The sequence below is a fragment of the Gilvimarinus sp. 1_MG-2023 genome, from assembly GCF_030548285.1.
Map to the genome: position 1 here is coordinate 13,655 of NZ_JAUOSC010000011.1, position 22,360 is coordinate 36,014.

At 52.6% G+C, this 22,360-nt stretch carries 23 protein-coding genes; 11 read left to right on the forward strand and 12 right to left on the reverse strand.

Going from position 1 to position 22,360, the window contains the following annotated elements; translation table 11 throughout:
- Positions 1-142 precede the first annotated feature (142 nt).
- A complete protein-coding gene (locus Q4563_RS12105) occupies positions 143-2,464 on the reverse strand; it encodes a Tex family protein (RefSeq protein WP_303604657.1) in 2,322 nt (773 codons plus the stop codon).
- 200 nt (positions 2,465-2,664) lie between these two features.
- Between Q4563_RS12105 and Q4563_RS12110 the strand changes: the two genes are divergently transcribed.
- The 7 genes from Q4563_RS12110 to Q4563_RS12140 all read left to right on the forward strand — a co-directional run bounded on the left by Q4563_RS12110 (position 2,665) and on the right by Q4563_RS12140 (position 7,180).
- Positions 2,665-3,033: a GntR family transcriptional regulator gene (locus tag Q4563_RS12110; RefSeq protein WP_303604658.1), complete on the forward strand. Its 369-nt coding sequence runs from the start codon at positions 2,665-2,667 to the stop codon at positions 3,031-3,033.
- Positions 3,030-3,905 (forward strand): ABC transporter ATP-binding protein, encoded by an 876-nt coding sequence (locus tag Q4563_RS12115; protein WP_303604659.1) that lies wholly within the window; start codon positions 3,030-3,032, stop codon positions 3,903-3,905. Before Q4563_RS12110 ends, Q4563_RS12115 begins: the two co-directional genes overlap by 4 nt.
- Complete coding sequence (locus Q4563_RS12120) at positions 3,902-4,822, forward strand: hypothetical protein (protein WP_303604660.1); 921 nt, start codon at positions 3,902-3,904, stop codon at positions 4,820-4,822. The genes Q4563_RS12115 and Q4563_RS12120 overlap by 4 nt, the downstream gene beginning before the upstream one ends.
- A 46-nt stretch (positions 4,823-4,868) precedes the next feature.
- Positions 4,869-5,057 carry an antitermination protein NusB gene (locus Q4563_RS12125; protein WP_215976680.1) on the forward strand — a complete coding sequence of 63 codons (189 nt, stop codon included), beginning with the start codon at positions 4,869-4,871 and terminating at the stop codon, positions 5,055-5,057.
- A gap of 104 nt (positions 5,058-5,161) precedes the next feature.
- On the forward strand, positions 5,162-5,500 hold the full coding sequence (locus Q4563_RS12130; protein ID WP_303604661.1) for a nuclear transport factor 2 family protein: 339 nt from the start codon (positions 5,162-5,164) through the stop codon (positions 5,498-5,500).
- Between the two features lie 50 nt (positions 5,501-5,550).
- Entirely contained in the window at positions 5,551-5,853 is a 303-nt protein-coding gene (locus tag Q4563_RS12135) for a DUF3144 domain-containing protein (RefSeq protein WP_215976682.1), read from the forward strand.
- A gap of 46 nt (positions 5,854-5,899) precedes the next feature.
- Entirely contained in the window at positions 5,900-7,180 is a 1,281-nt protein-coding gene (locus Q4563_RS12140; protein ID WP_303604662.1) for a glycosyltransferase, read from the forward strand.
- A gap of 2 nt (positions 7,181-7,182) precedes the next feature.
- Here Q4563_RS12140 and Q4563_RS12145 read toward each other — a convergent pair whose 3' ends face one another.
- Positions 7,183-7,638: an MgtC/SapB family protein gene (locus tag Q4563_RS12145; protein WP_303604663.1), complete on the reverse strand. Its 456-nt coding sequence runs from the start codon at positions 7,636-7,638 to the stop codon at positions 7,183-7,185.
- A complete protein-coding gene (locus Q4563_RS12150; RefSeq protein WP_303604664.1) occupies positions 7,638-8,348 on the reverse strand; it encodes an SIMPL domain-containing protein in 711 nt (236 codons plus the stop codon). Before Q4563_RS12150 ends, Q4563_RS12145 begins: the two co-directional genes overlap by 1 nt.
- Before the next feature lie 82 nt (positions 8,349-8,430).
- Here Q4563_RS12150 and Q4563_RS12155 point away from each other — a divergent pair, with 82 nt between their 5' ends.
- Entirely contained in the window at positions 8,431-9,402 is a 972-nt protein-coding gene (locus Q4563_RS12155) for an alpha/beta hydrolase (protein ID WP_303604665.1), read from the forward strand.
- Positions 9,403-9,407: 5 nt separating this feature from the next.
- Here the strand turns inward: Q4563_RS12155 and Q4563_RS12160 are convergent, their stop codons facing one another.
- Positions 9,408-11,378, reverse strand: a complete 1,971-nt coding sequence (locus Q4563_RS12160; protein ID WP_303604666.1) for a hydantoinase/oxoprolinase family protein — start codon at positions 11,376-11,378, stop codon at positions 9,408-9,410.
- A 116-nt stretch (positions 11,379-11,494) separates the two neighbouring features.
- Here Q4563_RS12160 and mutM point away from each other — a divergent pair, with 116 nt between their 5' ends.
- Entirely contained in the window at positions 11,495-12,319 is an 825-nt protein-coding gene (mutM, locus tag Q4563_RS12165; RefSeq protein ID WP_303604667.1) for a bifunctional DNA-formamidopyrimidine glycosylase/DNA-(apurinic or apyrimidinic site) lyase, read from the forward strand.
- Between the two features lie 136 nt (positions 12,320-12,455).
- Here mutM and Q4563_RS12170 read toward each other — a convergent pair whose 3' ends face one another.
- From Q4563_RS12170 to cobA, 5 genes are all read right to left on the reverse strand, one after another.
- Positions 12,456-13,109, reverse strand: coding sequence for an HAD family hydrolase (locus Q4563_RS12170; RefSeq protein WP_215975021.1), 654 nt, complete (start codon positions 13,107-13,109; stop codon positions 12,456-12,458).
- A 91-nt stretch (positions 13,110-13,200) separates the two neighbouring features.
- On the reverse strand, positions 13,201-14,076 hold the full coding sequence (locus Q4563_RS12175) for a CsgG/HfaB family protein (RefSeq protein WP_215975020.1): 876 nt from the start codon (positions 14,074-14,076) through the stop codon (positions 13,201-13,203).
- Positions 14,077-14,339: 263 nt separating this feature from the next.
- On the reverse strand, positions 14,340-14,699 hold the full coding sequence (nirD, locus tag Q4563_RS12180) for a nitrite reductase small subunit NirD (protein WP_303604668.1): 360 nt from the start codon (positions 14,697-14,699) through the stop codon (positions 14,340-14,342).
- Positions 14,700-14,713: 14 nt separating this feature from the next.
- The gene (gene nirB, locus Q4563_RS12185) at positions 14,714-17,260 is read right to left on the reverse strand and encodes a nitrite reductase large subunit NirB (protein ID WP_303604669.1); all 2,547 of its coding nucleotides are present in this window, start codon (positions 17,258-17,260) and stop codon (positions 14,714-14,716) included.
- 22 nt (positions 17,261-17,282) lie between these two features.
- A complete protein-coding gene (gene cobA, locus Q4563_RS12190; protein WP_442903756.1) occupies positions 17,283-18,116 on the reverse strand; it encodes a uroporphyrinogen-III C-methyltransferase in 834 nt (277 codons plus the stop codon).
- Between the two features lie 455 nt (positions 18,117-18,571).
- Here cobA and moaA point away from each other — a divergent pair, with 455 nt between their 5' ends.
- Positions 18,572-19,630, forward strand: a complete 1,059-nt coding sequence (gene moaA, locus Q4563_RS12195; RefSeq protein ID WP_336623034.1) for a GTP 3',8-cyclase MoaA — start codon at positions 18,572-18,574, stop codon at positions 19,628-19,630.
- A 114-nt stretch (positions 19,631-19,744) separates the two neighbouring features.
- Entirely contained in the window at positions 19,745-20,245 is a 501-nt protein-coding gene (gene moaB / locus Q4563_RS12200; protein ID WP_303604670.1) for a molybdenum cofactor biosynthesis protein B, read from the forward strand.
- Positions 20,246-20,260: 15 nt separating this feature from the next.
- On the opposite strand, the gene Q4563_RS12205 is transcribed toward moaB, so the two are convergent.
- The 3 genes from Q4563_RS12205 to Q4563_RS12215 form a co-directional block, all read right to left on the reverse strand.
- The gene (locus Q4563_RS12205) at positions 20,261-20,482 is read right to left on the reverse strand and encodes a hypothetical protein (RefSeq protein ID WP_215975016.1); all 222 of its coding nucleotides are present in this window, start codon (positions 20,480-20,482) and stop codon (positions 20,261-20,263) included.
- Between the two features lie 121 nt (positions 20,483-20,603).
- The gene (gene nudE / locus Q4563_RS12210) at positions 20,604-21,152 is read right to left on the reverse strand and encodes an ADP compounds hydrolase NudE (RefSeq protein WP_215975015.1); all 549 of its coding nucleotides are present in this window, start codon (positions 21,150-21,152) and stop codon (positions 20,604-20,606) included.
- A gap of 150 nt (positions 21,153-21,302) precedes the next feature.
- The gene (locus Q4563_RS12215; protein WP_303604671.1) at positions 21,303-22,298 is read right to left on the reverse strand and encodes an alpha/beta fold hydrolase; all 996 of its coding nucleotides are present in this window, start codon (positions 22,296-22,298) and stop codon (positions 21,303-21,305) included.
- Positions 22,299-22,360 lie beyond the last annotated feature (62 nt).

Genomic DNA, 22,360 nt, shown 5'->3' on the forward strand with positions numbered 1-22,360 from the left:
AAAAGGAAAGGTAATACTGAGTCCCTCCGTGCCGCAGTTTGCGGGCAAGAAGCACGGAGAGCTCAGTATTTAAGCTGTCGGCCAGTGAGCGGATAAGTTTAGGTTTTCTTTTCCCGGTAACCCGCCCTGGCGTTTATCGTTGCTACTTTCCTTTTTTAATCGCCTGTTGTAGCAGTGCGCCCATGCTGCCTACGGCGGCTTGGGGCTGGCGTTCTTTGCGGTTGTGTTTCTGCGCCGAGGGCGCGCGTCTCGAGCGCTGGGGCTCGCCCCCGGTTTTCTCGCCGGGGGTATCGTCCAGGCGCATAGATAAGCCAATGCGCTTGCGATCGACATCCACTTCCATCACTTTCGCTTTGACGATATCGCCGGCTTTGACCACCTCGCGCGGGTCTTTAACGAAGGTGTTGGACAGCGCCGAGATATGCACTAAGCCGTCCTGATGCACGCCGATGTCAACAAAAGCCCCGAAGTTGGTGACATTGGTGATGGTGCCTTCCAAAATCATACCGGGCTCTAAGTCCTTAATGGTGTCTACGCCATCTTTGAATTCCGCGGTGCGGAACTCGGGGCGGGGGTCGCGCCCGGGTTTATCCAGCTCGCGCAGAATATCGGTAATGGTGGGTACACCGAATTGCTCGGTCACATATTGTTGCGGCTGAATGCTGGATAAAAAGGCCGAATCGCCCAGCAAATCGCTGACCTGACGCTCGTTCTTTTGCGCAATGGATTCTACCAGCGTGTAACTTTCCGGGTGCACCGCCGAGCGGTCCAGTGGGTTGCTGCCTTCGGCAATACGCAAAAAACCTGCCGCTTGTTCAAAGGTTTTGGCACCAAAACGGGTGACGTCTTTCAGTTGGCTGCGAGACGAAAATGCTCCGTTTTTATCGCGAAATTCCACAATATTGTTGGCTAATGTCGTGTTTAAGCCAGAAACTCGCGCCAGTAGAGCGGCCGAAGCGGTGTTGACCTCCACCCCGACGGCGTTTACGCAGTCTTCGACCACAGCGTCCAGTGAGCGGGCCAGCTGCGACTGAGAGACGTCGTGTTGGTATTGGCCCACCCCGATGGATTTTGGGTCAATTTTAACCAGCTCTGCCAGGGGATCTTGCAGGCGGCGGGCGATCGAGATGGCGCCGCGGATGGTAACGTCCAGATCGGGAAATTCTTTGGCAGCGAACTCTGAGGCAGAGTACACGGAGGCGCCAGATTCGTTGACGATCACCGGCTTAGCGTCCAAGTCGTCGTGGCGCTTGAGCATATCTTTAACGAATTTTTCTGTTTCGCGGCTCGCGGTACCATTGCCGATGGCAATTAAGTTGGCGTTGTACTTACGGCACATATTGGCCAGAATTTTTTCCGATTCGGCAATTTTATTCTGCGGCTGATTGGGGAAGATCGCGCCGTGATCCAGCACTTTACCCGTTGCATCCAGCACCGCCACCTTAACGCCGGTACGCAGCCCGGGGTCGAGACCGATGGTGGCTTTTTGCCCTGCTGGGGCGGCTAATAGTAAATCTTTAAGGTTAGAGGCGAAAACTTTAATGGCGTCCTCTTCCGCACTATTGCGCAGTTCGCCTAACAAGTCGGTCTCCAAGTGGGTCAGCAGTTTGACCCGCCAGGTCCAGCGTACCACTTCGGCCAGCCAGGTGTCGGCGGCGCGGCCTCGATTGTGGATGTCCCAATGATCGGCCACCATGGCCTCGCAGGGGTGAGATGAGCCGGGCTCTAATCCGTCGAGGATCAGAGCGAGGGTTAATACCCCCTCATTGCGGCCGCGGAACATCGCCAGCGCCCGGTGTGAGGGCGTGCTTTTCAGGGGCTCATCGTGCTCAAAATAGTCGCGAAACTTCTGCACTTCTTGTGCTTGATTGGTGTCTTTACCGGTCGCAACGCGGCTGGAAATAACGGCCTCTTTGACTAAAAAGTCGCGAAGTTTGGCCAATAAGTCAGCATCTTCGCTGAACTTTTCCATCAGAATATATTTCGCTCCGTCCAGGGCCGCTTTAGTGTCGTCGATTTTATATTCGGCGTTTAAGTACTTGGCGGCCTCGGTGTCAGGCGCGAGCGTGGGGTCTTGCAGCAGGGCTTGCGCCAGCGGTTCCAGACCGGCCTCGATGGCAATTTGGCCTTTGGTGCGGCGCTTAGGCTTATACGGTAGATAAAGATCTTCCAGCCGGGTTTTGGTGTCGGCGGATTTAATCTCACCCTCCAGCTCGGGGGTGAGTTTATCCTGCTCGGCGATGCTTTTGAGGATGGTGTCGCGACGCTCTTCCAGCTCGCGCAGGTAGCGCAGGCGTTCCTCTAGGTTGCGCATTTGGGTGTCGTCCAGCCCGCCGGTGACCTCTTTGCGATAGCGGGAAATAAAAGGAACGGTCGCTCCTTCATCGAGGAGGTTGACGGCCGCGCTAACCTGCTGGCCCTGAATGTTTAACTCGTCGGCAATGCGCTGATAAATACTGCTCATGATGTTATCTCTTGTCTATCCAACCGCTTGTGTGGTGCTGAAGTCGAAGCATTATGCGCAATTACGCCGCCGATTACAGTCTTGAAATCGTCGACATTATGTGTCTGCTCTCAGTGCCGCTTAGGGCTTGTTAAATTTTCAATAGGTGATATGGTTAGATATATCACTGATTCAGTAATCGATGCGAGAGCCTAAACAACATGCAGTGGCGAGATGATCAGCCCATTTATCGACAGTTATACGATCGCATGATCACCTTAATTTTGCGTGGCCAGCTGGCCGCCGGTGATGCTTTGCCCTCTGTGCGCCAGGTGTCGGCCGATTTTAAAATCAATCACCTAACCGTCGCCAAGGCCTATCAGGGGTTAGTAGAGGAAGGGCTGGTAGAGAAGCGGCGCGGGATGGGTATGTATGTATTAAGTGGGGCCCGGGAGGCGTTGATGACGCGAGAGCGTGAGCAGTTTATGCAATCTTTGCCAGCGTTGGTTGAGCGCAGTGCGTCGGTGGGGGTGGATGTGGAAACACTGGTGCAGGCACTGCGCCAGCTGAACAAGGGAGAGTCAAAATGACAGCCATTATTTCCGCTCAGAATATCCATAAGCGCTATGGGCAGCAACAGGTTCTGAATAACATCAATTTGAATATCCCCGCCGGTAAAATTGTCGGCTTGATTGGCCCCAACGGCGCCGGCAAAACGACTTTGTTGCAAGTATTGTTGGGCTTGAGTATGGCCGGTGGAGATATTGCCGTTATGGGACGGGACCCGCGCCAAGAGCGTTCCACCATGTTGGAAGATGTTTGTTTTATTGCCGATACGGCAACGCTTCCGCGCTGGATGAGTGTGCAACAAGTACTGACTTACACCGAAGGCATTCACCCCAAATTCGATCGCAAGCGGGCCGAGCAGTTTCTCGCCCAGACCCAGATTCAAGCCCAGCGCAAGATCAGACAGCTCTCAAAAGGCATGATCACACAGCTTCATCTGGCTCTGGTGATGGCGATTGATGCCAAATTGTTGGTGTTGGATGAACCGACCTTAGGGCTGGATTTAGTGTATCGCCGCTTATTTTACGATGCACTATTGAATGACTTTTACGATCAGGATCGAACCATCGTGATTACCACCCATCAAGTGGAAGAGATTGAGCATTTGCTGACGGATGTTTTGTTTATCAACGGGGGTGAAATTGTACTGGATCAAACACTGGAGTCGATGGCGGGGCGCTTTTTAAAGGTCACTGTCAGCCCGGAAAAAGAAAGCCAGGCTCAGGCGTTTAAGCCTATTTTGCAAAACCGCACCCTGGGTGGTCAGGAGTATATTTTTGAGGATATAGCGGCAGAACATTTAGAGCCACTTGGCAGCGTGAGTATGGCGAGCCTGGCGGAAGTGTTTATCGCCAAAGTGACGGCGCGATCAATGGTCGCGGAGGCGCAGGGATGAAAAAATTAAAAACACAGGTAATGCGCGAAGTGTGGGAGAGCCCCGGTCTATTCTATAAGGCCCCTATCGTGCTGGTGGTAGTGGTTGTGCTGTTATCCTTAATGTCTTTTTACTCATTAGATCAAAGCAATGTCAGTGAGTGGACACTGGGCGCCTCGACGGATCGGTGGCGCCTGGACTCGCAGTCGGCCTCCTCTGCGCAAAGTGCTCAGGTTGTCGAGCCTATCATCGAAAAAATTGCCTACGGACGCTACTTAATTTTTGCCCTGTTTGGGGTGGTTTGTTTATTTAACAGTATGAGCTATGCCTTTAGCGCGTTGCTTGCCGATCGCAAAGATCGTAGTGTTTTATTTTTTAAGTCTTTGCCTTTGTCTGAGTGGCAAGTGGTCCTTGTGAAGTTAGGGGTGTCAGTTTTTCTTATACCTTTATTTTACTGGGGTTTATCATTAGTTGCCGTGGCAGCCTATACCTTGGTGGCTGACATATTTGTGTTCCATGCATTAGGTGTGGAGTTTGGTTATGTCGTGCAGCAGGTGCCGGTTATAAAAACCTTATTGGGCGGTGCCTTGGGCGTTGTAATGACGGCACTATGGGCGTTGCCGCTTTACTCACTGCTTTTGCTTTTCTCGGCTTGGTCGAAAAAATCACCGCTGGGCCTTTTGGGGGCAGTATTGCTGGTGATCTGGGTGTTGGAAAAATGGTTTTTAGGGACGCATTACTTAGGTGATAGCCTGCGATTGTATTTCAGTGGTCTGGAGATTGTGGGGCAGATAAGCTTTGTGCCGGTTAATTCGCAGGAGCCATTGGCGCACGCTTGGCGCATATTGGTCTCACCGGGGCTGTACCTTGGGTTAATAGTCAGTGCTGCGTGTGTACTCCTAGCGGTGCGCTTGCGCAATAGGCGTTTTGAGATATAACCAAAAACAGGTTTGCTACAGTTGCTGTTCAACAGAGGGTATTGCAATGAATGAAGTGGATTTTTTAGCTCAATCGGGTGGATATGCGGTCGGTTGGGGTACATTGGCCTTAATTAATGCCGGCATTGCACAGGGCAAAAACCGCAGTGGCTTAGCGTGGTTTTTACTGTCGATCTTACTGGGGCCGATAGCGACCTTGATTTTGGTAATACTCGACAAGCGGCGTGAGTTTTAAGCTAGAATAAGCGGTAAAATTGAAACTGCTATTTTAGGGAGGCGCCAGTGCTTCGGCTCGGATTAATAATAAGCTTCTTGGTAGTTCTGCTACCGGCCGCGGTGGTGGCCGATCAGCGGCAGATCATTACCTTTCAGGCCGAGGCCTACAATGCTCATGATGTAGAAGAATATGCCAGTTATTTTCATGCAGACATTGAGGTTTACAACTATCCGGACTCGCCCATTACTACCGGACACGGCTCACTGATTACAACGACCAAGAGTACCTTTGCTGACCGATCACCTAAGACCGAAATTATCAATACCATTGAAATTAATAACAAAGTGATAGCCCATGAAATGGCAAGCTTTGTGGTTAAGGGGTATCGTCAATCCATACCGGTGGTGAAAATATACGAATTTAAAAATGGTCTCATCAGACGCATGACATTTTTAAATTGAAGCAAAGAACTTCTTCTAATAGATATGCACACATTCTACTGAGTAATATTATGACCGAAACTGCCGATGAAACTGTATATTGGGATATGGTGGATACTTTTATTGAGCAAGCCAATGAGCTGACGGATAATGCCGAGCCAAGTATGGTGAGTGCAGCAATGCTGCAAGCTCTGGCACGTTACAGCGCATTTTTGGTGGCCAATGCATCGGTCGATCGAAAAGAGTTCACCGAAGAAATGGAGTCGGCCACTTCGTTTTTAACTAATCAATTTCGCGATGCGGTACGGGATAACCTCGAAGATTATCGAGAGAACTATAAAGTTTATATGAAAGTGGATGATGAAAACCAGTAAGCGATTGATGTATTCGCCCTGCCCTCTAGTATAAAGCGAACGCCCTTTGAATAACTGCGCTCTTATTATTGGTTACGTTTGGCCCGAGCCCAACTCGTCCGCAGCGGGCTCGCGTATTGTGCAGCTTGTACAAGCCCTGCAAGATGGCGGCTTTGACGTTCACTTTGCCTGCGCGGCAGCGCCAACCGATCACCAAATTGATTTGTCATCTCTCAAGGTAACACCCCATACGGTGGCCTTGAACTGTTCCAGTTTCGATGAGTTTGTTGAACAACTACAGCCCCGTGTGGTTTTGTTTGATCGGTTCGTCACTGAGGAGCAGTTTGGTTGGCGTGTGGCACAATCCTGCCCGGACGCTTTACGGGTGCTCGATACCGAAGACCTACACAGTTTGCGTTACGCTCGCCAGGCCCTGCTAAAACAATCTTTGCAGGCCTCGGCCAGTGTCGGTCCGGTACTGGCCGGCAGTGATGTGATTTTTTCGGCCATGCGCGACAGCGATATGATCTTGCGTGAAGTGGCGGCCATCTTCCGCTGTGATTTGACGCTTATGATTTCCGACTATGAGATACAGTTGTTAACCGACTACTGTCACGTTCCGGCCTCGCTTTTGTATCACCTGCCTTTTATGGTGCAATCCAGTAACCGCTTGCAACCGTCCTTTGCCGCCCGGCAGAACTTTGTCTCAATCGGTAATTTTCGCCATGCCCCGAACTGGGACGCGGTACTGTGGTTAAAACAATCTATTTGGCCATTGTTGCGCAAACTGTGCCCTGATGCCGAACTGCATATTTACGGTGCCTACCCACCGAAAAAAGCCACCGACTTAACCAATGCCCGCGAGCGTTTTTTGGTTAAGGGGTGGGCTGATAACGCTCAGCAGGTGGTGGAAAATTCCAGAGTGCTACTGGCGCCTTTGCGTTTTGGTGCGGGTATCAAAGGCAAGTTGATTGATGCAATGCAAACCGCCACCCCGAGCGTTGTGACCAGCATTGCGGCGGAGTCTATGGCAGGCGACCACCCTTGGCCGGGAAGACTGGCCGATACTGCTGAAGCCTTTGCCCAAGAGGCCGCCACGCTTTACGGTAGTGAGTCTGATTGGGCCGATGCCGCTCGGTTGTGCCGGCCACTCTTACAGGCGCGCTACGATTTTTCCGGGCATACGTCAGATTTTTTAAGGCTTATTAACGAGCGATTGTCTAATTTGGAATCTTATCGGCGAGATAACTTTTTGGCGGCTATGTTTCAGTACCACAGTGCCCGCAGTACTGAGTTTATGTCGCGCTGGATTGAGGTAAAAAGTCGATTGAAAACGCTGCAAGAGTAAGTTTAATCGGAAGTGTTTTCCGCGTTTTTTTGTCGGTTGTTTTTTTTAAGCGGTGCAGAAAATTGTAAAATAAGAAAATTGGTTAGCGCCAAAACTAAGGCAATTTCGTATCGGTTATAGGCGACAGAAACACCGATCGCCCCAGTATTCCAAATGCTGGCAGCGGTTGCCGTGCCCATGGTGTGGTTGTTATTTTTTAAGATTGCCCCGCCGCCGATAAAACCAATACCGGTAATAATGCCATACATAACCTTGGCCTCGGCCTCGCTGGTATCGAACACCTGCATTGCCACTAACATATAGGCGCATGAGGCGAGTGCCACCAATGGGAAAGTTCGCAGCCCAGCACCGGGAGTAGAATACTCGCGGTTAAATGCCATGGGGGCCGTCAGTATTAAGGCGATGCCCATCTGGAGCAGGTGCTCTAGAATCTCTTGCGGATTTAGCTCAAAGTTCATCAGTCAATTAAATAGTATTCAACGGTAGAGACAACCCGAATTTTTTTAATGTGCGGGTTGTTGGCATCGCGGGCACTGATACTAAATTGACCCTGTGAGGCGCGTTTAATTTTCCCCAGACGACTGCCCGAGTCGGCGGCAAATTTATTGGCGACTTCACGGGCTTTGAGGGTGGCCTCTTCGATCATGCTGGGTTTAATGTCATTGAGGCCGGTGAACAAATACTCGGTTCGGGCGTCATAGTTTCCAGCGGTTAAGACGATACCCTTTTTGCCCAGCTCGCTGGTGTTGGCCATGGCTTGGCGCACGCCGGCTAAGTCTTCGCTGTAGACGGTAACCACGGCGGTTGCCACGTAGCGAAAAGGCGCGCTGGCGTTGCCGTAGGACTGGGCCGACTTGTCGGTTATCACCGGGGCATTGGTGGTAATATCGGTATTGGCAATGCCTTGTGATTGTAAAAAAGTGCGTATATCGGTGGTGTTTTGTTCCAGGTGAGCATAGAGCTCGGTCAGCTCATTGCTGGCCAGAGTAAAACTAATCGGCCAAATAACGATGTCGGCGGGCAATTCCCGTTCCGCCAAACCTTTTGCCGTCACACTGCGCTCGTACTCTTTAACGGCTAGGGCAGCACTTTTTCCCAGGTAACCCACAAGCCCAAAGGCGGTCAGTAGTAGAGCCCCAAGGATTAGGGCGGGACGAGAATTCGACATAGCACCACCTGATGATTCTTTAAATTGAAAACCTTTAGTAATTACTATACTCAAATTCGAGCGATAGACAAAGGAGCTTAGTGTGCAAGCAAGTGAAAAAGAGCAATGGAGTGCGGATAAAGAGCTAGCGGGTTTTGACGTCTTAGCCTTGAGTACCGGGCAGGCGCCTGCGTATCGGGCGACTCTAGTGCGCGCCTGCGACAACCCGGTTAAGGCCAAGGGCACCATCGTGTATCTGCACGGTATGACCGACTATTTTTTTCAGGCCCATTTGGCCCATGCTCTGGTGGAGGCCGGATTTGCTTTTTACGCACTGGACTTGCACGGCTATGGGCGCTCGCTCAATGGGGACACTCACCCCAACTATTGCAGCCGGGTGGACGAGTACTTTGCTGAAATCGATTTGGCGTTAAAAACAATAAAATCGGAAACGACGGGGCCGCTGGTGGTAAACGCCCACTCCACGGGTGGCTTAATTGCTAGTTTGTACGCTCATCGTGGCGCCGAGCGCAAGCTGATCGACGGTTTGTGTTTAAACAGCCCCTTTTTCGAGTTTCCCGCCCATGGGGTGGAGCTGTTTGGTATTAAAGTTTTGGCCTGGTTGGGCCGCTGGTTGCCGTACCTGTCTTATTCGCGCAAGACACCCTCACTGTACGCTCAGAGTATTCACCAGAGCTTTCGCGGCCAGTGGCAGTACAATACGACGATTAAGCCTGCCGAAGGTTTTCCCTTATACCTCGGCTGGATTCGGGCTATTGTGATCGCCCAGCGCGAATTACAGGCCGGACTGGCGATTGAGTGCCCGGTGCTGGTTATGCACTCATCTCGCTCTATACGCGGATTAGGTCAGTGGCAGGACGATATGTTGTCCACCGATGCGGTCTTGGATGTCGAAGATATGCGCCGCTATGGCCCAGGTTTAGGGACTAAGGTGAGCATGGTGGAAGTCGAAGGCGGTATGCACGATTTAATGTTATCGACAGAGTCGGTGCGCCGCGATACGCTGAGCCAAATGTATACTTGGCTGGGACAGGTTATCGCCTCTGTCGAATAAGGCAATTAGCGGTCGAGCAACAAGTTACCCACCGGATCGACCCTAAGTGTCCACCCCTTCGCCACCAAGGTGGTGGAGACTTGCTCAACAATCAGTGCGGGCCCGGCAATGGTTTGCCCTGCTCCAAGCTGGTTGCGCTGAAAAATTTGGGTACTGCCCAACTGTGGCAGGTCACATTGATCGATTGGCTCGGCCGCGCCCGTATTGAGTGTGGGCAGCTCGATCGCATGGGCTTGGGTTTTGACCCGAACCCGCAGGTTGACCACCTCGACCGGAATGGCTAAACGATGGCCGTAGCGGTGCTCGTGTGCTTGATGAAAGGCCTCACTGATGTCGACCCGAGCGTGGTAGGGAATATTAATGGCGAAGCTCTGGCCTAAATAGCGCACATCTAAACTATCTTCCTGTTCGATCTCCTCGGGGCTGACTCCTTCGCGCTCTAGCTCTTGGCGGCCTTGTACTGCCAGCTGAGTCAAAGCGTCTAGCAGCCCCGCGGTATCACAGTCCGTGCTGGGTTTTTGCCAGCTGCGCGACAGCTGGCGCTCGCGCGGAGCCACCAACATCCCCAGGGCCGAGAGTACGCCGCCGTGAATAGGCACCATGGCGCGGCTCATGTTCAGTTCTTCGGCCAGGGCGCAGACATGCAGGCCACCGGCACCACCAAAACAACACAGGCGAAAGTCCGCCGGGTTATGTCCGCGCTGAACCGAGATAACGCGCAGCGCCGCTACCATATGCTCGTTGGCGAGGCGAATCACCCCGAGGGCAGTTTGCAGCGCGGGCAATTTTAAGTCTGCCGCCAGCTGCGCAATGGCTTGTTCGGCCGCTGACTGATCTAAGGGCATGGCGCCGCCCAGAAAATACTCGGGCCGCAAGCGCCCCAAATAGGCGTTGGCGTCGGTCACGGTGACTTGTGTGCCGCCCTTACCATAGCAAGCGGGACCCGGATGCGCACCGGCCGACTCGGGGTCAACGTGCAATAAGCCCCCGGCGTCCACCTGAGCGATACTGCCACCGCCGGCGCCAATGGTGTGCATATCCACCATGGGTACCGCCACTGGGTATGGGCCCAGGCGGCCTTGGTTGGTGAGCTGTAGCTGGTCGATGATCATGGCGACATCGGTGGAGGTGCCGCCCATATCGAAGGTAAGCAGGGGCTCCGGCGGGCCATCGCCGCCGCGCTGACGGGCGATAAACTGCGCCGCAGCCAAGCCTCCGGCCGGCCCGGATAACAGCAAATTCACCGCGCGATTGCCGGCTTGTTGCGCGTCAATGGTACCGCCCGAGCTCTGCATCACTCCCAGTGGGCAGGGGCTGATGCCCTGGGCTAAACGCTGTAGGTACCCCTGTACCTTGGGGCCTAAGTAAGCATTGAGCCAGGTGGCAATACCGCGCTCGTACTCACCGTATTCGGGCAGGACAAAAGAGGAGCGGCTGACAAATATCTTCTCGGGGCAGGCCTGTTGCAGCGCTATTTCATCGCCGTCGTCGAGAAAAGAGTAGAGTAAATTTATCGCCACCGCCTGTGGTCGGTGCTGGGCGATTGCCGACTGTAAACGTTCGATGTCATCGCTGGTGAGTGGCTCGAGGCGCTCACCGTTTGCGGCCAGGCGCGCACCGACTTCCACACACAGAGCTGGCTCAACCGGTGGCTCGGGAGCCGCCGGGGTGAGGTTGTAGAGTTCAGCCCGGGTCTGTCGGCCGATACTGAGTAGGTCGGCTAAGCCGCGGTTAGTGACATACAGTGTGGTCACCCCTTTGCGCTCCAGCGCAGCATTGGTCGCTACGGTACTGCCGTGCACAATGGCGATGTCACCCTCACGGATATTGGGTGTGAGTCCCAGCTGTTCGATACCCTGTAAGATGGCCTGCTCTGGGCACTCGGGGGTTGAGAGCACTTTGTGAACCCGCAATTGCCCCTGGTCGATCACGACAAAGTCGGTAAAGGTTCCACCGGTATCAACACCCAGCAACATAGAGCAAGCCTCGCCAATAATAGAGGGGCTATTGTACGAAATGGTCGATTAAAGTGATATTGCTGTTCACTCTTATCGCAAAGTTTGGCTAAATAACGCTTTTTTGATGGGACACCATGCCTGAGTTACCCGAAGTTGAAACCACTCGCCGAGGTATCGAGCCGCATATTCTCGGTCGACGTGTTTGTAAAATTGCGGTCCGCCAGCCCAGTTTGCGCTGGCCGGTGCCAGAAATACTCGCCCAGACTTTGGTGGGGCGCCGTATTAAAAGCGTCGGCCGTCGCGGCAAGTATTTACTCTTGCAGGTGACAGAAGGCACGGTGCTGATTCACCTGGGTATGTCGGGCAGCTTGCGCCTGGTGCCCCGAGGAACACCGCCGGGCAGCCATGACCATGTCGATATTGAGTTTGCCGAGCAAACCCTGCGCTATCACGACCCGCGCCGGTTTGGATCGATACTCTGGCAAGCGGGGGGGCAGGCGGGTGATGCGCTGGAACACAAATTGTTGCAGAACTTGGGGCCGGAGCCATTAACGGATGAGTTCAATGCCGAACTATTATTTTCTCGCAGCCGCAAAAAAACAGCAGCCATTAAAACGTTTTTAATGGACAGTAAAATTGTGGTGGGCGTGGGGAACATTTACGCCAATGAAGCGCTTTTTATGGCGGGAATTAAGCCCATTCGCAAGGCGGGCAGCTTATCGAGGCGCGAATGTGAAGCTCTGGTGACCCGGATTAAATTTGTGCTCGACCGGTCAATCGAGCAAGGGGGAACCACCCTGCGTGATTTTGTCGGCGGCGATGGCAAGCCGGGTTACTTTAAACAACAACTAAATGTCTATGGCCGCGGTGGTGAGCCCTGTACCGGTTGCGCGAAAACGCTTAAAGAAATCAAACTGGGGCAGCGCGCCACGGTGTATTGTACCGCCTGCCAGCGCTAGTGCTCTATGCCGTTAATTTTGTCACTCTCTGCCGCCACACAAGCGCCTTGGGCAAGGCGCGCGAGCGCAGGTTTGGTGGTGCCACTTCAAGTGAGCACCACTGGGGCCAGCTCTTGGCTTTAAACGTTGTTGAGAGCTATAGGCGCTGAGCTAAATAGTTTTTTACTTCATCCATATGTTCGAACACGGCGCTGGCACCGGCAAAATTGTGGCCGCGTGAATAGTCGTTGCGCACCACAATACACTCCAGCCCGCAAGCCAGGGCTGACTGCAGCCCCGTGGCACTGTCCTCGATAGCTATGCACTGTGCCGCCTTCAGCTGCATTTGTGTTAAGGCGTGTTGATAAACATCGGGGGCAGGTTTGGGTCGCTCGACTTTATCGCGGCTGGCCACAATCGGGAAATAATCGCCCAGCCCGTGCTGTACTAGGGTTGGCTCCACTTCTCGCTCGGGTGCGCCAGTGGCAATGGCCATGGCCAGGTTGCGGCTGTGTACCCATTGCACCAGTGCCAAGGCGCCAGCAATTAAGGGACAGGCCTGTTCGCTCAAGGCGACTGTATTAGCCCGTTCGCGTTTCTCATACAACGCTTGAGCGGTAATTGGCAATGAGTAGTGTGTGGTTAAGTACTCGGCACTGGCTGTGGTGGGAATGCCGGCAAGATGGTCTCGGTAGATCTGTTCGCTAAAATCAACACCAAACTCGGACAGTAAATCGGCCCATAGCTGATAGTGTTTGCGCTCGGAGTCCACCAGGGTACCGTCGTGGTCGAAAATAACGCCTTGCAACATGGTGCGGTCTCGGTAAAAGCATGCATTGTAGCATTCCGCCAGATACAAAAAAGGGGCCAGTAAGGCCCCCCGTGGTGTGCATTAGCGCGGTTTATGGTTCGGCGATATCGCCGACTTTAAAGTCGCTGCCACTGACCACTGTCGCCTCGGCATAGGAGCTTTCGGCGCTGGTAAGCTTAATTTTACCAATGGTTTTGTAGGTCACTTTAAGCACGGCACCGGTTGCCGGGTCTTTAATTTCACGGCCCTTGCGCTTAACCGTGAGGGTTTGGCCTGATTTAAGGCCGGCGCCACTGCCAGCATTGAGGATAATGTCGGAGCCGGCTACGTCGGCCAATAATACCGGTCCGGCGGGTTGAGCTGCCGCTGTACTACTGGCGAAATCGGCGTTGTCCAGCTTGGTGACCAGCTCATTGATAGCGCCGCGCATGGCTTCGGTGGCGCTTTTTTCATTCCAGCTCTCGCCGCCGCCAAAACCAAAAACACGAACGTTCATGGACGCTTTGTGGCCGTTGCCGGTATCGGCGAACAGAATGCGCGAGGTGTTCACATCAACCACGCGTACATCTACCGAGGCGTGGTAGCCCTTTTTGCCAACATTAATGCCGCCGCCGCCGCCGCCGGAACTGCTTTGGCCGTATTCGGTGACCGAGCCGGTGACAATGTATTGAACGCCGATGATCTTACCGATTTTGGCTGCGGTGGCGGTATCAACCCGACCCGATGAGCCAAAGTTTTGTTCCTGCATGATACTGTTGAGGCGATCGCGCTCAAAAATATCGAAATTGGTGCCCTTGACCAGCTCGGTGGTGAGCATATCGGCCGCGCCGCGGCCTACTCGCCAGCCGCCGTGCTGACTTTTATTTTCAAAGTCGACTACCGCCACTCGTGGCCCCGCCCAGCTTAAAGGTGCAACGGCGACACAAAAAATGGCTGCTAGCCATATCCCCCAATGTTTTAAACGCATAGCTAAATCTCCATATTCATGGTGTTGTTTTGGTCATAATAGGACACTGTATAAGTCGGAATCTACCCTGCGGGGGTAATTGTTTAAAGATGGCGCTTAAAGCCGCGCATAAAAAAAGGTGGCCAAGTGGCCACCAGAAGTCCGATACCATGAAGTTACCGGGGGAAGAAAGCATTGCTAAGTAAAGTTACGCCCGTTTAGAGTCCGGGCGTCCCCTTTTGCTGTTACACCGCCACCTGCATTGGCTTGTGGCGAAGACGCTGTTAACGGATGCCAACCTGCACGCGGTTGCCTGCCAGATTGACCGGATACGCTCTGATGCGATGTTCCGCCTGCTCCAGGCACTCGCCTGTGGTCAGGTCAAAATGTTGCTTATACAGCGGTGAGGCCACACAAATGCGCTCGCCAATTGAGCCGATAATACCGCGGGATAATACATTGGCTTTGCCAATAGGGTCGTAGTTATCAATGGCGAATAGCTGGTCGAGCTTGCCGGAATAAAAAATCGCGACTTGTTGTTCACCTACTAGCGCGCATACGCCGGTTTCCGGGGTCAGGTCGTTGATGTCGCACACGTCAACCCACTGGCCTGCCTCGGATGTGTTGATGGTTTGATTGGTCATGTTAGAAATCTCCTTTACACCGTGACTTCGACGGCGGGAATGTGGTTCTCGCGCTCGGTTTCATTCGCGGGGCGGCGCTGATCGCGCTCGACCACATAGGCTAGGTTTTCGTCTTGCTTTTCGCTATTGATAAAGTGGCGGAAGCGTTTGAGCTTTTCCGGGCTCTCAATGGTGGTTTTCCACTCGCACTGGTATTTGCCAATATTGCTGGTCATGTTATCTTCCAGCTCTTGGGCGATACTGAGCTTGTCGTTAATCACGACATCGCGCAAATAATCCAGGCCGCCCTCTAAGTTTTCCAACCACACTGAGGTTCGCTGCAGACGGTCCGCTGTGCGGATATAGAACATCATCACGCGGTCGATATATTTCACCAGCGTTTCGTCATCCAGGTCGGTGGCAAATAAATCGGCATGACGAGGGCGCATGCCGCCGTTACCGCAAACGTATAAGTTCCAGCCGTTTTCTGTGGCAATAATGCCGAAGTCTTTTGATTGGGCCTCGGCGCATTCGCGGGTACAGCCCGATACACCAAATTTAATTTTGTGGGGCGAGCGCACACCCTTGTAGCGATTTTCCAGCGCGATAGCCATGCCGACACTGTCTTGCACGCCGTAGCGACACCAGGTGCTACCCACGCAGGATTTGACGGTACGCAAGGATTTACCATAAGCGTGGCCTGTTTCGAATCCGGCCTCCACCAATTGTTGCCAGATGATTGGCAGTTCGTGCAACTGGGCGCCGAACAGATCGATACGCTGGCCGCCGGTAATTTTGGTGTAAAGATTAAATTCTTTCGCGACCTGCCCTAAAACAATTAATTTATCCGGGGTGATTTCACCGCCGGCCACGCGCGGCACAATCGAGTAGGTGCCGTCTTTTTGCATATTGCCGAGATAAATATCGTTGGTGTCCTGCAGCCCCATATGCTTGTCTTCTAAAACGTAATCGTTCCAGAACGAGGCCAGAATAGAACCCACCGCCGGCTTACAAATTTCGCAGCCCAAACCACCCTGGCCGTGACTGTCGAGCAGGGCATCAAAGGATTCAATTTTTTTAACGCGAACAATATCGGCCAGTTCGGCACGGGAGTAAGCAAAGTGCTCACAGAGGTGGTTGTTAACTTCCACCCCGAGATTTTCCAGCTCCTTGTCCATCACGCTTTTTACCAACGCGGCACAGCCGCCGCAGCCGGTAGAGGCACCGGTTTTATCTTTGATGTCCCCCATGGAGCAGCAACCGCCCTGCACCGCATCGACAATATCGCCTTTGGTGACATCCAAACAGCTGCACAACTGCGCAGTGTCAGGCAGTGCATCGACACCCATGCTGGCACCAGCGCTGCCGTCAGAGGCCGGCAGAATCAATTGCTCGGGTGAGTCGGGCAGAGCCATGTCGTTGACGCACATTTGTTGCAGTGTGCCGTAGGCTTCGGCGTCGCCCACCAAAACGGCGCCCAGCAATTTTTTGCCATCTTCGCTGACGATAATGCGCTTGTAGACTTCATTAACACCGTCTTCGTAGGTGTAAGTTTGCGCTCCCGGAGTACGGGCATGAGCATCGCCGATACTGGCCACGTCGACGCCAAGCAGTTTGAGCTTGGTGCTCATATCGGCGCCGGTAAACTGGTCACTACTGCCATTGATGTGCGAGTAAGCCACTTTGGCCATATGGTAGCCGGGGGCGACCAAACCAAAGATCTTGCCGTCCCATAAGGCACATTCACCGATAGCGTATACGTCTTCGACGGAGGTGCGACAAAAGTTGTCAACGACAATGCCGCCGCGCTCTCCAATATCAATGCCGTTATTGCGAGCCAATTCGTCTTGTGGACGAATACCGGCAGAAAACACAATCATGTCGGTTTCCAATTCGCTGCCATCGGTGAACTCCATAACATAGCGACGTTTTTTACCGGCGCCGATATTCTTGGTGTTCTTTTCGGTGTGAACATTCACATCCAATGATTCAATCTTGCGACGCAGTAAGTCGCCGCCGCCTTCATCTAGCTGAACCGCCATTAGGCGCGGCGCAAATTCAACTACATGAGTTTCCAGGCCGAGGTTTTTAAGCGCATTTGCCGCTTCCAAACCGAGCAGGCCGCCGCCGACAACAACGCCGACTTTACTTTCTTGGGCCGATGCGGTGATCTCTTCCAGATCTTCAATGGTGCGGTACACCAAACAGTGAGGCTGGTCTTTGCCGGGTATAGGCGGCACAAAAGGGAAGGAGCCAGTGGCGAGAACCAGTTTGTCGTAACCCTCTACCTTGCCCGCAGCGGTCGTAACGGTTTTTGCGTCACCGTCGATTTCTACTACCTTGTCGTTCAGGGTGTAAACGACGCCGGCACTTTGGTAGTGCTCCTCGGAGGTCAACATTAAATCGTCGACGCTTGAGCCAGAGAAATAGGCGGACAGTTTTACTCTGTCATACGCCAGACGAGGTTCTTCCGAGAAGGTAACAATTTCAAAATTTTCGGCGTTGTCGCTGTTGATAACAGTATCGATAAACTTGTGACCAACCATTCCGTTGCCGACGACGATGATGCGTTCTGTAGTCATGATTCTTCCTCTGCTAATTCGGTTATGCGCTCAGGCTTTCTGGTTGGCCTGTTGATTGTTGAGATACAAGGTCTTGCAGTTGCTGGGCCATTAGTACCACCTCACCCACCACGATTAGAGCGGGGGACTGTACGCCGTGCTCTTGACCGGTTTGAAAAAGCTCGCCCACAGTGGTGGTTACCACACGCTGATTTTTGCGGCAGCCATTTTCAATGAAAGCGGCTGGTGTATGGCCATTCATACCGGCTTGTAATAATTGGGTTTGAATGTGTTCGGCTTTACTGACGCCCATGTAAAAAACCAAGGTATGGTTTAAATTTGCCAGTGCTTGCCAGTTTAGGTTCAAATCTTTTTCGCCGTGCCCCGTGACAAACGTGCAGCCTTGTGCGATACCGCGATGGGTCAGGGGAATGTCGGCGGCGGTTGTACAGCCTGAGGCGGCGGTAATGCCGGGAATGACTTCGGCATCGCAACCGGCTTGACGCAATGTCAGAAGCTCTTCACCACCCCGACCAAAAACAAAAGGGTCGCCACCTTTAATTCGGCAGACGTTTAATCCTCGTTTGGCGTGCTCTACCAGCATTTGGTTGAGATCTGTTTGAGCAACACTGTGGTGGTTTTTTACTTTGCCCACATAAATGGCCGGTGTGCTTTTGGGGAAAAGCGCCCGGATCTCCTGACTAACTAGCTGGTCATAGAAAATAACGTCTGCATTTTCTATCGCCTTGAGAGCTTTTAGTGTTAACAGCTCGGCGTCACCCGGCCCGGCCCCTACCAGCAATACCTTACCCGGCTGGCTCGACATTTTGCTGTTGAGCGACATGATAGTGTTGGGGGGCGGCGTATTGTTGTGCATGGTGCATTCTCACTTGGGCCGTACAGGGCAGCCATTGTCTGTGGGTGTTTGATCTGGGTAAGAGCAAAGTCGGTGCCAGTGATAAAGAAAGGTGTATAAAATTTTTTAAATTCTTATAAATCAGAAGGTTATGAGGTTGTTTTTAAATTGATTAAAAATTGCCCGTAATTTTCAAAGTGTTGTAATGGTGCGCGGTGCACCATCATATGCACCGAATGTGAGATTTTAGTGAGGATTTTAAGTGGTCAATCATGGTGCTTGTGATGTGCGATATTTTTTGCTTGCCATAAAGTGGTGCAGGTTTGTATTAAGTAAAGGACGTAAATCTTAGCCGCTTGCTAAAAAGGCTTGGTCTTGGAGGCGAGTACCGGTATTGGCTTTGGAGGGCGCGTCATGGTCTGGATTTTGCCCTGCTAAAAGCAAATAAGTTCGTGGCAGCTGGAGGATTGTCTTTCATGCTGCGAGTATTTAATCCTCCTTGGCGGGAATTTGTTACTATCAATGTTATGCAAAAACTATTAACGCCCACTTTAGTCGATCGTTTTGGTCGAGAGATACGCTACCTACGTATGTCGGTCACCGATCGCTGCGATTTGCGTTGTGTCTATTGTATGGCAGAGGACATGACTTTCCTGCCTCGCAAAGAGGTGTTGTCGCTGGAAGAGCTCGAGCAGCTGGCGCAGATGTTTGTGGGGTTGGGCGTGCAAAAAATTCGCCTGACCGGAGGTGAGCCACTGGTGCGGCAGGGCATTGTGTCTCTGGTGGAAAAACTGGCCGCCATTGAGGGTTTACAAGAGCTCTGCATGACCACTAATGGCACCCGCTTGGCCGAGATGGCTGAGCCGTTGCGTGCCGCTGGGTTGTCGCGCCTTAATATTAGTCTGGATACCCTATCGGCCGATAAGTTTCATACCATGACTCGCCACGGTCAGTTGGCAAATGTACTGCAAGGTATAAAGGCATCTATCGCCGCTGGTTTCCGTCACACCAAGCTCAACTGTGTTGCGCTTAAACATTACAACGCTGATGAGGCCGGTCAGCTGGTGGAGTTTGCCTTATCGCACAATCTCGATATTAGCTTTATTGAGGAAATGCCTATGGGTGAGGTGACCAGCCATGGTCGGGTAGCCGAGTACATTTCCAGTGATGAGCTGCGTGCGGAGTTGTCCCGCCACTTTAACTTGGTGCCCAGCGCCGAGCAGACAGGTGGCCCCGCGCGCTACTGGACGGTGGCAGGCGCCCAATCAAAGGTTGGGTTTATCTCCCCTCACAGTCATAATTTTTGCGGCAGCTGTAATCGGGTGCGCCTGACCGCCACCGGTAAGTTGTTGTTGTGTTTAGGCCAAGAACATAGCCGCGATCTGCGCCACGTGCTGCGTCGGCCGGGAAGTACCAATGAAGAGCTCGAAGCGGCCATTCGTGAGGCGGTGCAGATTAAACCCGAGGCCCACAGCTTTGATGTGCAATCATCCGATGTTCAGGTGGTGCGCTTTATGAATATGACCGGTGGTTAGAGCGAAGCGCGCGCTTGAAAGGGTATGAAAGAGACTAAAACCCACGCTGTTACTTTTGCTATGCGGTTAGTGCGGCTTTCGCTGCCCACTTGCTATTAATGAGAACGTTGTTTTATGAGTCGTGAAAAAGTATTTGTACCGTTAAATATTGCCGTGCTAACCGTGTCCGATACCCGTAATCGCGACACCGACACCTCGGGGCAGGCGCTGCAAGAACTGGCCGAATCTGCCGGGCATAAGGTGTTGGATCGCGCCTTAGTCAAAGACGATATTTACCAAATTCGCGCGCTGGTATCGAACTGGATTGCCGGGGATGATATTCAGGTGGTGTTGATTACCGGCGGCACCGGTTTTGCCGGGCGCGATTCCACGGTTGAGGCGGTAACCCCGCTGTTTGATAAAACGGTGGTAGGTTTCGGCGAGCTGTTTCGGCAGGTCTCTTATCGCGAAATCGGCAGTTCGACCATTCAGTCGCGCGCGACGGCGGGCCTTGCCAATCGCACTTTAATGTTTTGTCTGCCGGGATCAACTGGGGCGTGTAAAACTGCCTGGACGATTATTCAAGAGCAGCTGGATTCGCGGCACGGCCCCTGTAATTTTGTTGGCCAGCTATAAAGCTTTAATGTGTGGCTACCAACACCAAGAGTTGGGAAGCTTTTTCAACAGGTCTTTGCGGCTGTTGATCAACTCTTTATAAGACGCCATTAAGGAAAAATCAACGGCCTTGCCCTGCAACTTTAATTCGTGCACCTGTCTTTCCAGACCGGTTATTTCGGAAATTAACTGCTGCCTTAAGCGGCCGGTGTGATTGATATTAATGGAAACACCAAATTGACGCTGTGCATGTGCCATAACTAGCTCCCTGTTACGTGTTTGCATTGGTAAAGAATAAGCTTAGCACGCTAGGGTTAACAGGTAATCCGTCCGGTTAGACTGATTTGGAGCGAGGATGGGCGTAAATGTCGCACAATTGTTATGATGAATGTTGCGTCATCCAGTGCTGGGCCAAGTACAGTGCAGCAATGGTGCGTCCTTCGATCACATCGTCGCGCATCACCAGTTGAAAAAGGTCGTCCAGTTTACAAGGCACCACCTCGATGGGTTCCGGTTCGTCCCCTGGTAAAACCTCGGGGTAGAGGTCTCGCATCAGCAAAATATTGATTTTGTGTTCCATGTAAGAGGGTGAAAGGTGTACTTGTTTTAACAGCTGGATGGATTTGGCGCCGTACCCAACCTCTTCTTTAAGCTCTCGGTTGGCCGCTTGTTCGGGACTTTCACCCGCATCTATAGCGCCTTTGGGGAGCGATAAATGGTAGTCCTCCAGGCCACCGGCATACTCGCGAGCCATTAATACCGTGGAATCGTCCAGCATAGGCACCATTAGCACCGCCCCGGGGCCGCCACTGCAGAGCTTTTCATAGGTGCGTCGCTCGCCATTAGAAAATTCAAGCTGGAGTTCTTCGGCCCGGAAAAGGCGGCTGCGGGCGACGGTTTGACGTTGCAAGATGACAGGTTTGGGCATACGTTTTCCGCTGATTGACGGTTATTCGCTTGATTGTAGTTGGGGTCGATACTGCGGCTCATTAAGCGCAGTATCGACCCTCTGCTTCGAGTCATAATACCAGAGCGAGCCTGCCGAGCTCTATGTTTGCGCAGGACTCTTGTATTACTTTTAGTCAAAAATCTCTTGCAACACCTGCTTATAGCGCTCAAATGCTTCAAATTGCGGCATATGACCGATACCGTCTAACTCGTGCAATTGAGCATCGGGGATGGCACGGGCCGCTTGTTTACCCAATTTATCGTACTGGCCCAGGGTGTATTCAACCCCGGCTTTTTTCCAGCCGCGCCCGGGGCCGGTGGTGTCCCGAGTGCCAATAATTAGGTGTACCGGTACGGCCATTTGCGGGAATTCATTAACCACCGCACCGGTAAAAATCACATCGTAGGTTTGGGCGTTATTCCAGGCTACCTGCGGCCAATCGGGGCCGTTGATCCAACCGGCGTGTATCTCGGTTAGCGCCTGATATTCCGATTGCCATTTGCCGTCGTAGTAGTGCTTTTTTTGGTAGCGTATGACATCAGCGGCGGTTTTTTTCAGTTCGCTTTGATAGAAAAATTCCGGATCTTTGTACTCTACGTACTTAAGATAGTCCTCTAACCCCACCGGGTTGATTAGCACGAGAGTTTCGACTTCGTTGGGGTGGTTAAGTGCATAGCGGCTAGCCAGCATCCCCCCCATGGAATGGCCGATCACTATCACCTGCTCAAGGTTGAGTGACTGCACTAAGGTGCGGGTGTTGTTGACCAGGCCTTCGGCGCTAAACTGGTAATGGCTAGGCTTAGATGATTTGCCAAAACCGACTTGATCCGGCATTAAGACGCCGTAACCGCGGGCGTGTAAAAATTCTGCGGTTTTGTGCCAGTAGTCGGCGGCAAAGTTTTTGCCGTGCAGCAAGAGCACGGTCGGTTTGTCGTTTTGAGCCGCTAGGTGCATATAGCTCATTTGCAGTGTTTGGCGCTGCGATTGAAAACTAAAGGTTTGTACCGGGTAGGGGTAGCTATATTGGCTTAGTCGCGCGTCATAACTGGGTTGCTCTTGCGCGGCGTAGCCCATTATGGCGGTCAAGAGAAGCGTTAGCAGCCCTATAGGGCGTAAATACTGCATGTGGTTAACCTCGATGTTCAATTGAAAAGCCGACATTAACATTGGTAGCTCGCAGGTTATGC

Bases quoted from the DNA above. Each gene is read 5' to 3' on its own strand.
- Q4563_RS12105 (WP_303604657.1), bottom strand. From the start codon at position 2,464: ATGAGCAGTATTTATCAGCGCATTGCCGACGAGTTAAACATTCAGGGC.
- Q4563_RS12110 (WP_303604658.1), top strand. From the start codon at position 2,665: ATGCAGTGGCGAGATGATCAGCCCATTTATCGACAGTTATACGATCGC.
- Q4563_RS12115 (WP_303604659.1), top strand. From the start codon at position 3,030: ATGACAGCCATTATTTCCGCTCAGAATATCCATAAGCGCTATGGGCAG.
- Q4563_RS12120 (WP_303604660.1), top strand. From the start codon at position 3,902: ATGAAAAAATTAAAAACACAGGTAATGCGCGAAGTGTGGGAGAGCCCC.
- Q4563_RS12125 (WP_215976680.1), top strand. From the start codon at position 4,869: ATGAATGAAGTGGATTTTTTAGCTCAATCGGGTGGATATGCGGTCGGT.
- Q4563_RS12135 (WP_215976682.1), top strand. From the start codon at position 5,551: ATGACCGAAACTGCCGATGAAACTGTATATTGGGATATGGTGGATACT.
- Q4563_RS12145 (WP_303604663.1), bottom strand. From the start codon at position 7,638: ATGAACTTTGAGCTAAATCCGCAAGAGATTCTAGAGCACCTGCTCCAG.
- Q4563_RS12150 (WP_303604664.1), bottom strand. From the start codon at position 8,348: ATGTCGAATTCTCGTCCCGCCCTAATCCTTGGGGCTCTACTACTGACC.
- Q4563_RS12160 (WP_303604666.1), bottom strand. From the start codon at position 11,378: ATGTTGCTGGGTGTTGATACCGGTGGAACCTTTACCGACTTTGTCGTG.
- mutM (WP_303604667.1), top strand. From the start codon at position 11,495: ATGCCTGAGTTACCCGAAGTTGAAACCACTCGCCGAGGTATCGAGCCG.
- Q4563_RS12170 (WP_215975021.1), bottom strand. From the start codon at position 13,109: ATGTTGCAAGGCGTTATTTTCGACCACGACGGTACCCTGGTGGACTCC.
- Q4563_RS12175 (WP_215975020.1), bottom strand. From the start codon at position 14,076: ATGCGTTTAAAACATTGGGGGATATGGCTAGCAGCCATTTTTTGTGTC.
- nirD (WP_303604668.1), bottom strand. From the start codon at position 14,699: ATGACCAATCAAACCATCAACACATCCGAGGCAGGCCAGTGGGTTGAC.
- nirB (WP_303604669.1), bottom strand. From the start codon at position 17,260: ATGACTACAGAACGCATCATCGTCGTCGGCAACGGAATGGTTGGTCAC.
- cobA (WP_442903756.1), bottom strand. From the start codon at position 18,116: ATGCACAACAATACGCCGCCCCCCAACACTATCATGTCGCTCAACAGC.
- moaA (WP_336623034.1), top strand. From the start codon at position 18,572: ATGCTGCGAGTATTTAATCCTCCTTGGCGGGAATTTGTTACTATCAAT.
- moaB (WP_303604670.1), top strand. From the start codon at position 19,745: ATGAGTCGTGAAAAAGTATTTGTACCGTTAAATATTGCCGTGCTAACC.
- Q4563_RS12205 (WP_215975016.1), bottom strand. From the start codon at position 20,482: ATGGCACATGCACAGCGTCAATTTGGTGTTTCCATTAATATCAATCAC.
- nudE (WP_215975015.1), bottom strand. From the start codon at position 21,152: ATGCCCAAACCTGTCATCTTGCAACGTCAAACCGTCGCCCGCAGCCGC.
- Q4563_RS12215 (WP_303604671.1), bottom strand. From the start codon at position 22,298: ATGCAGTATTTACGCCCTATAGGGCTGCTAACGCTTCTCTTGACCGCC.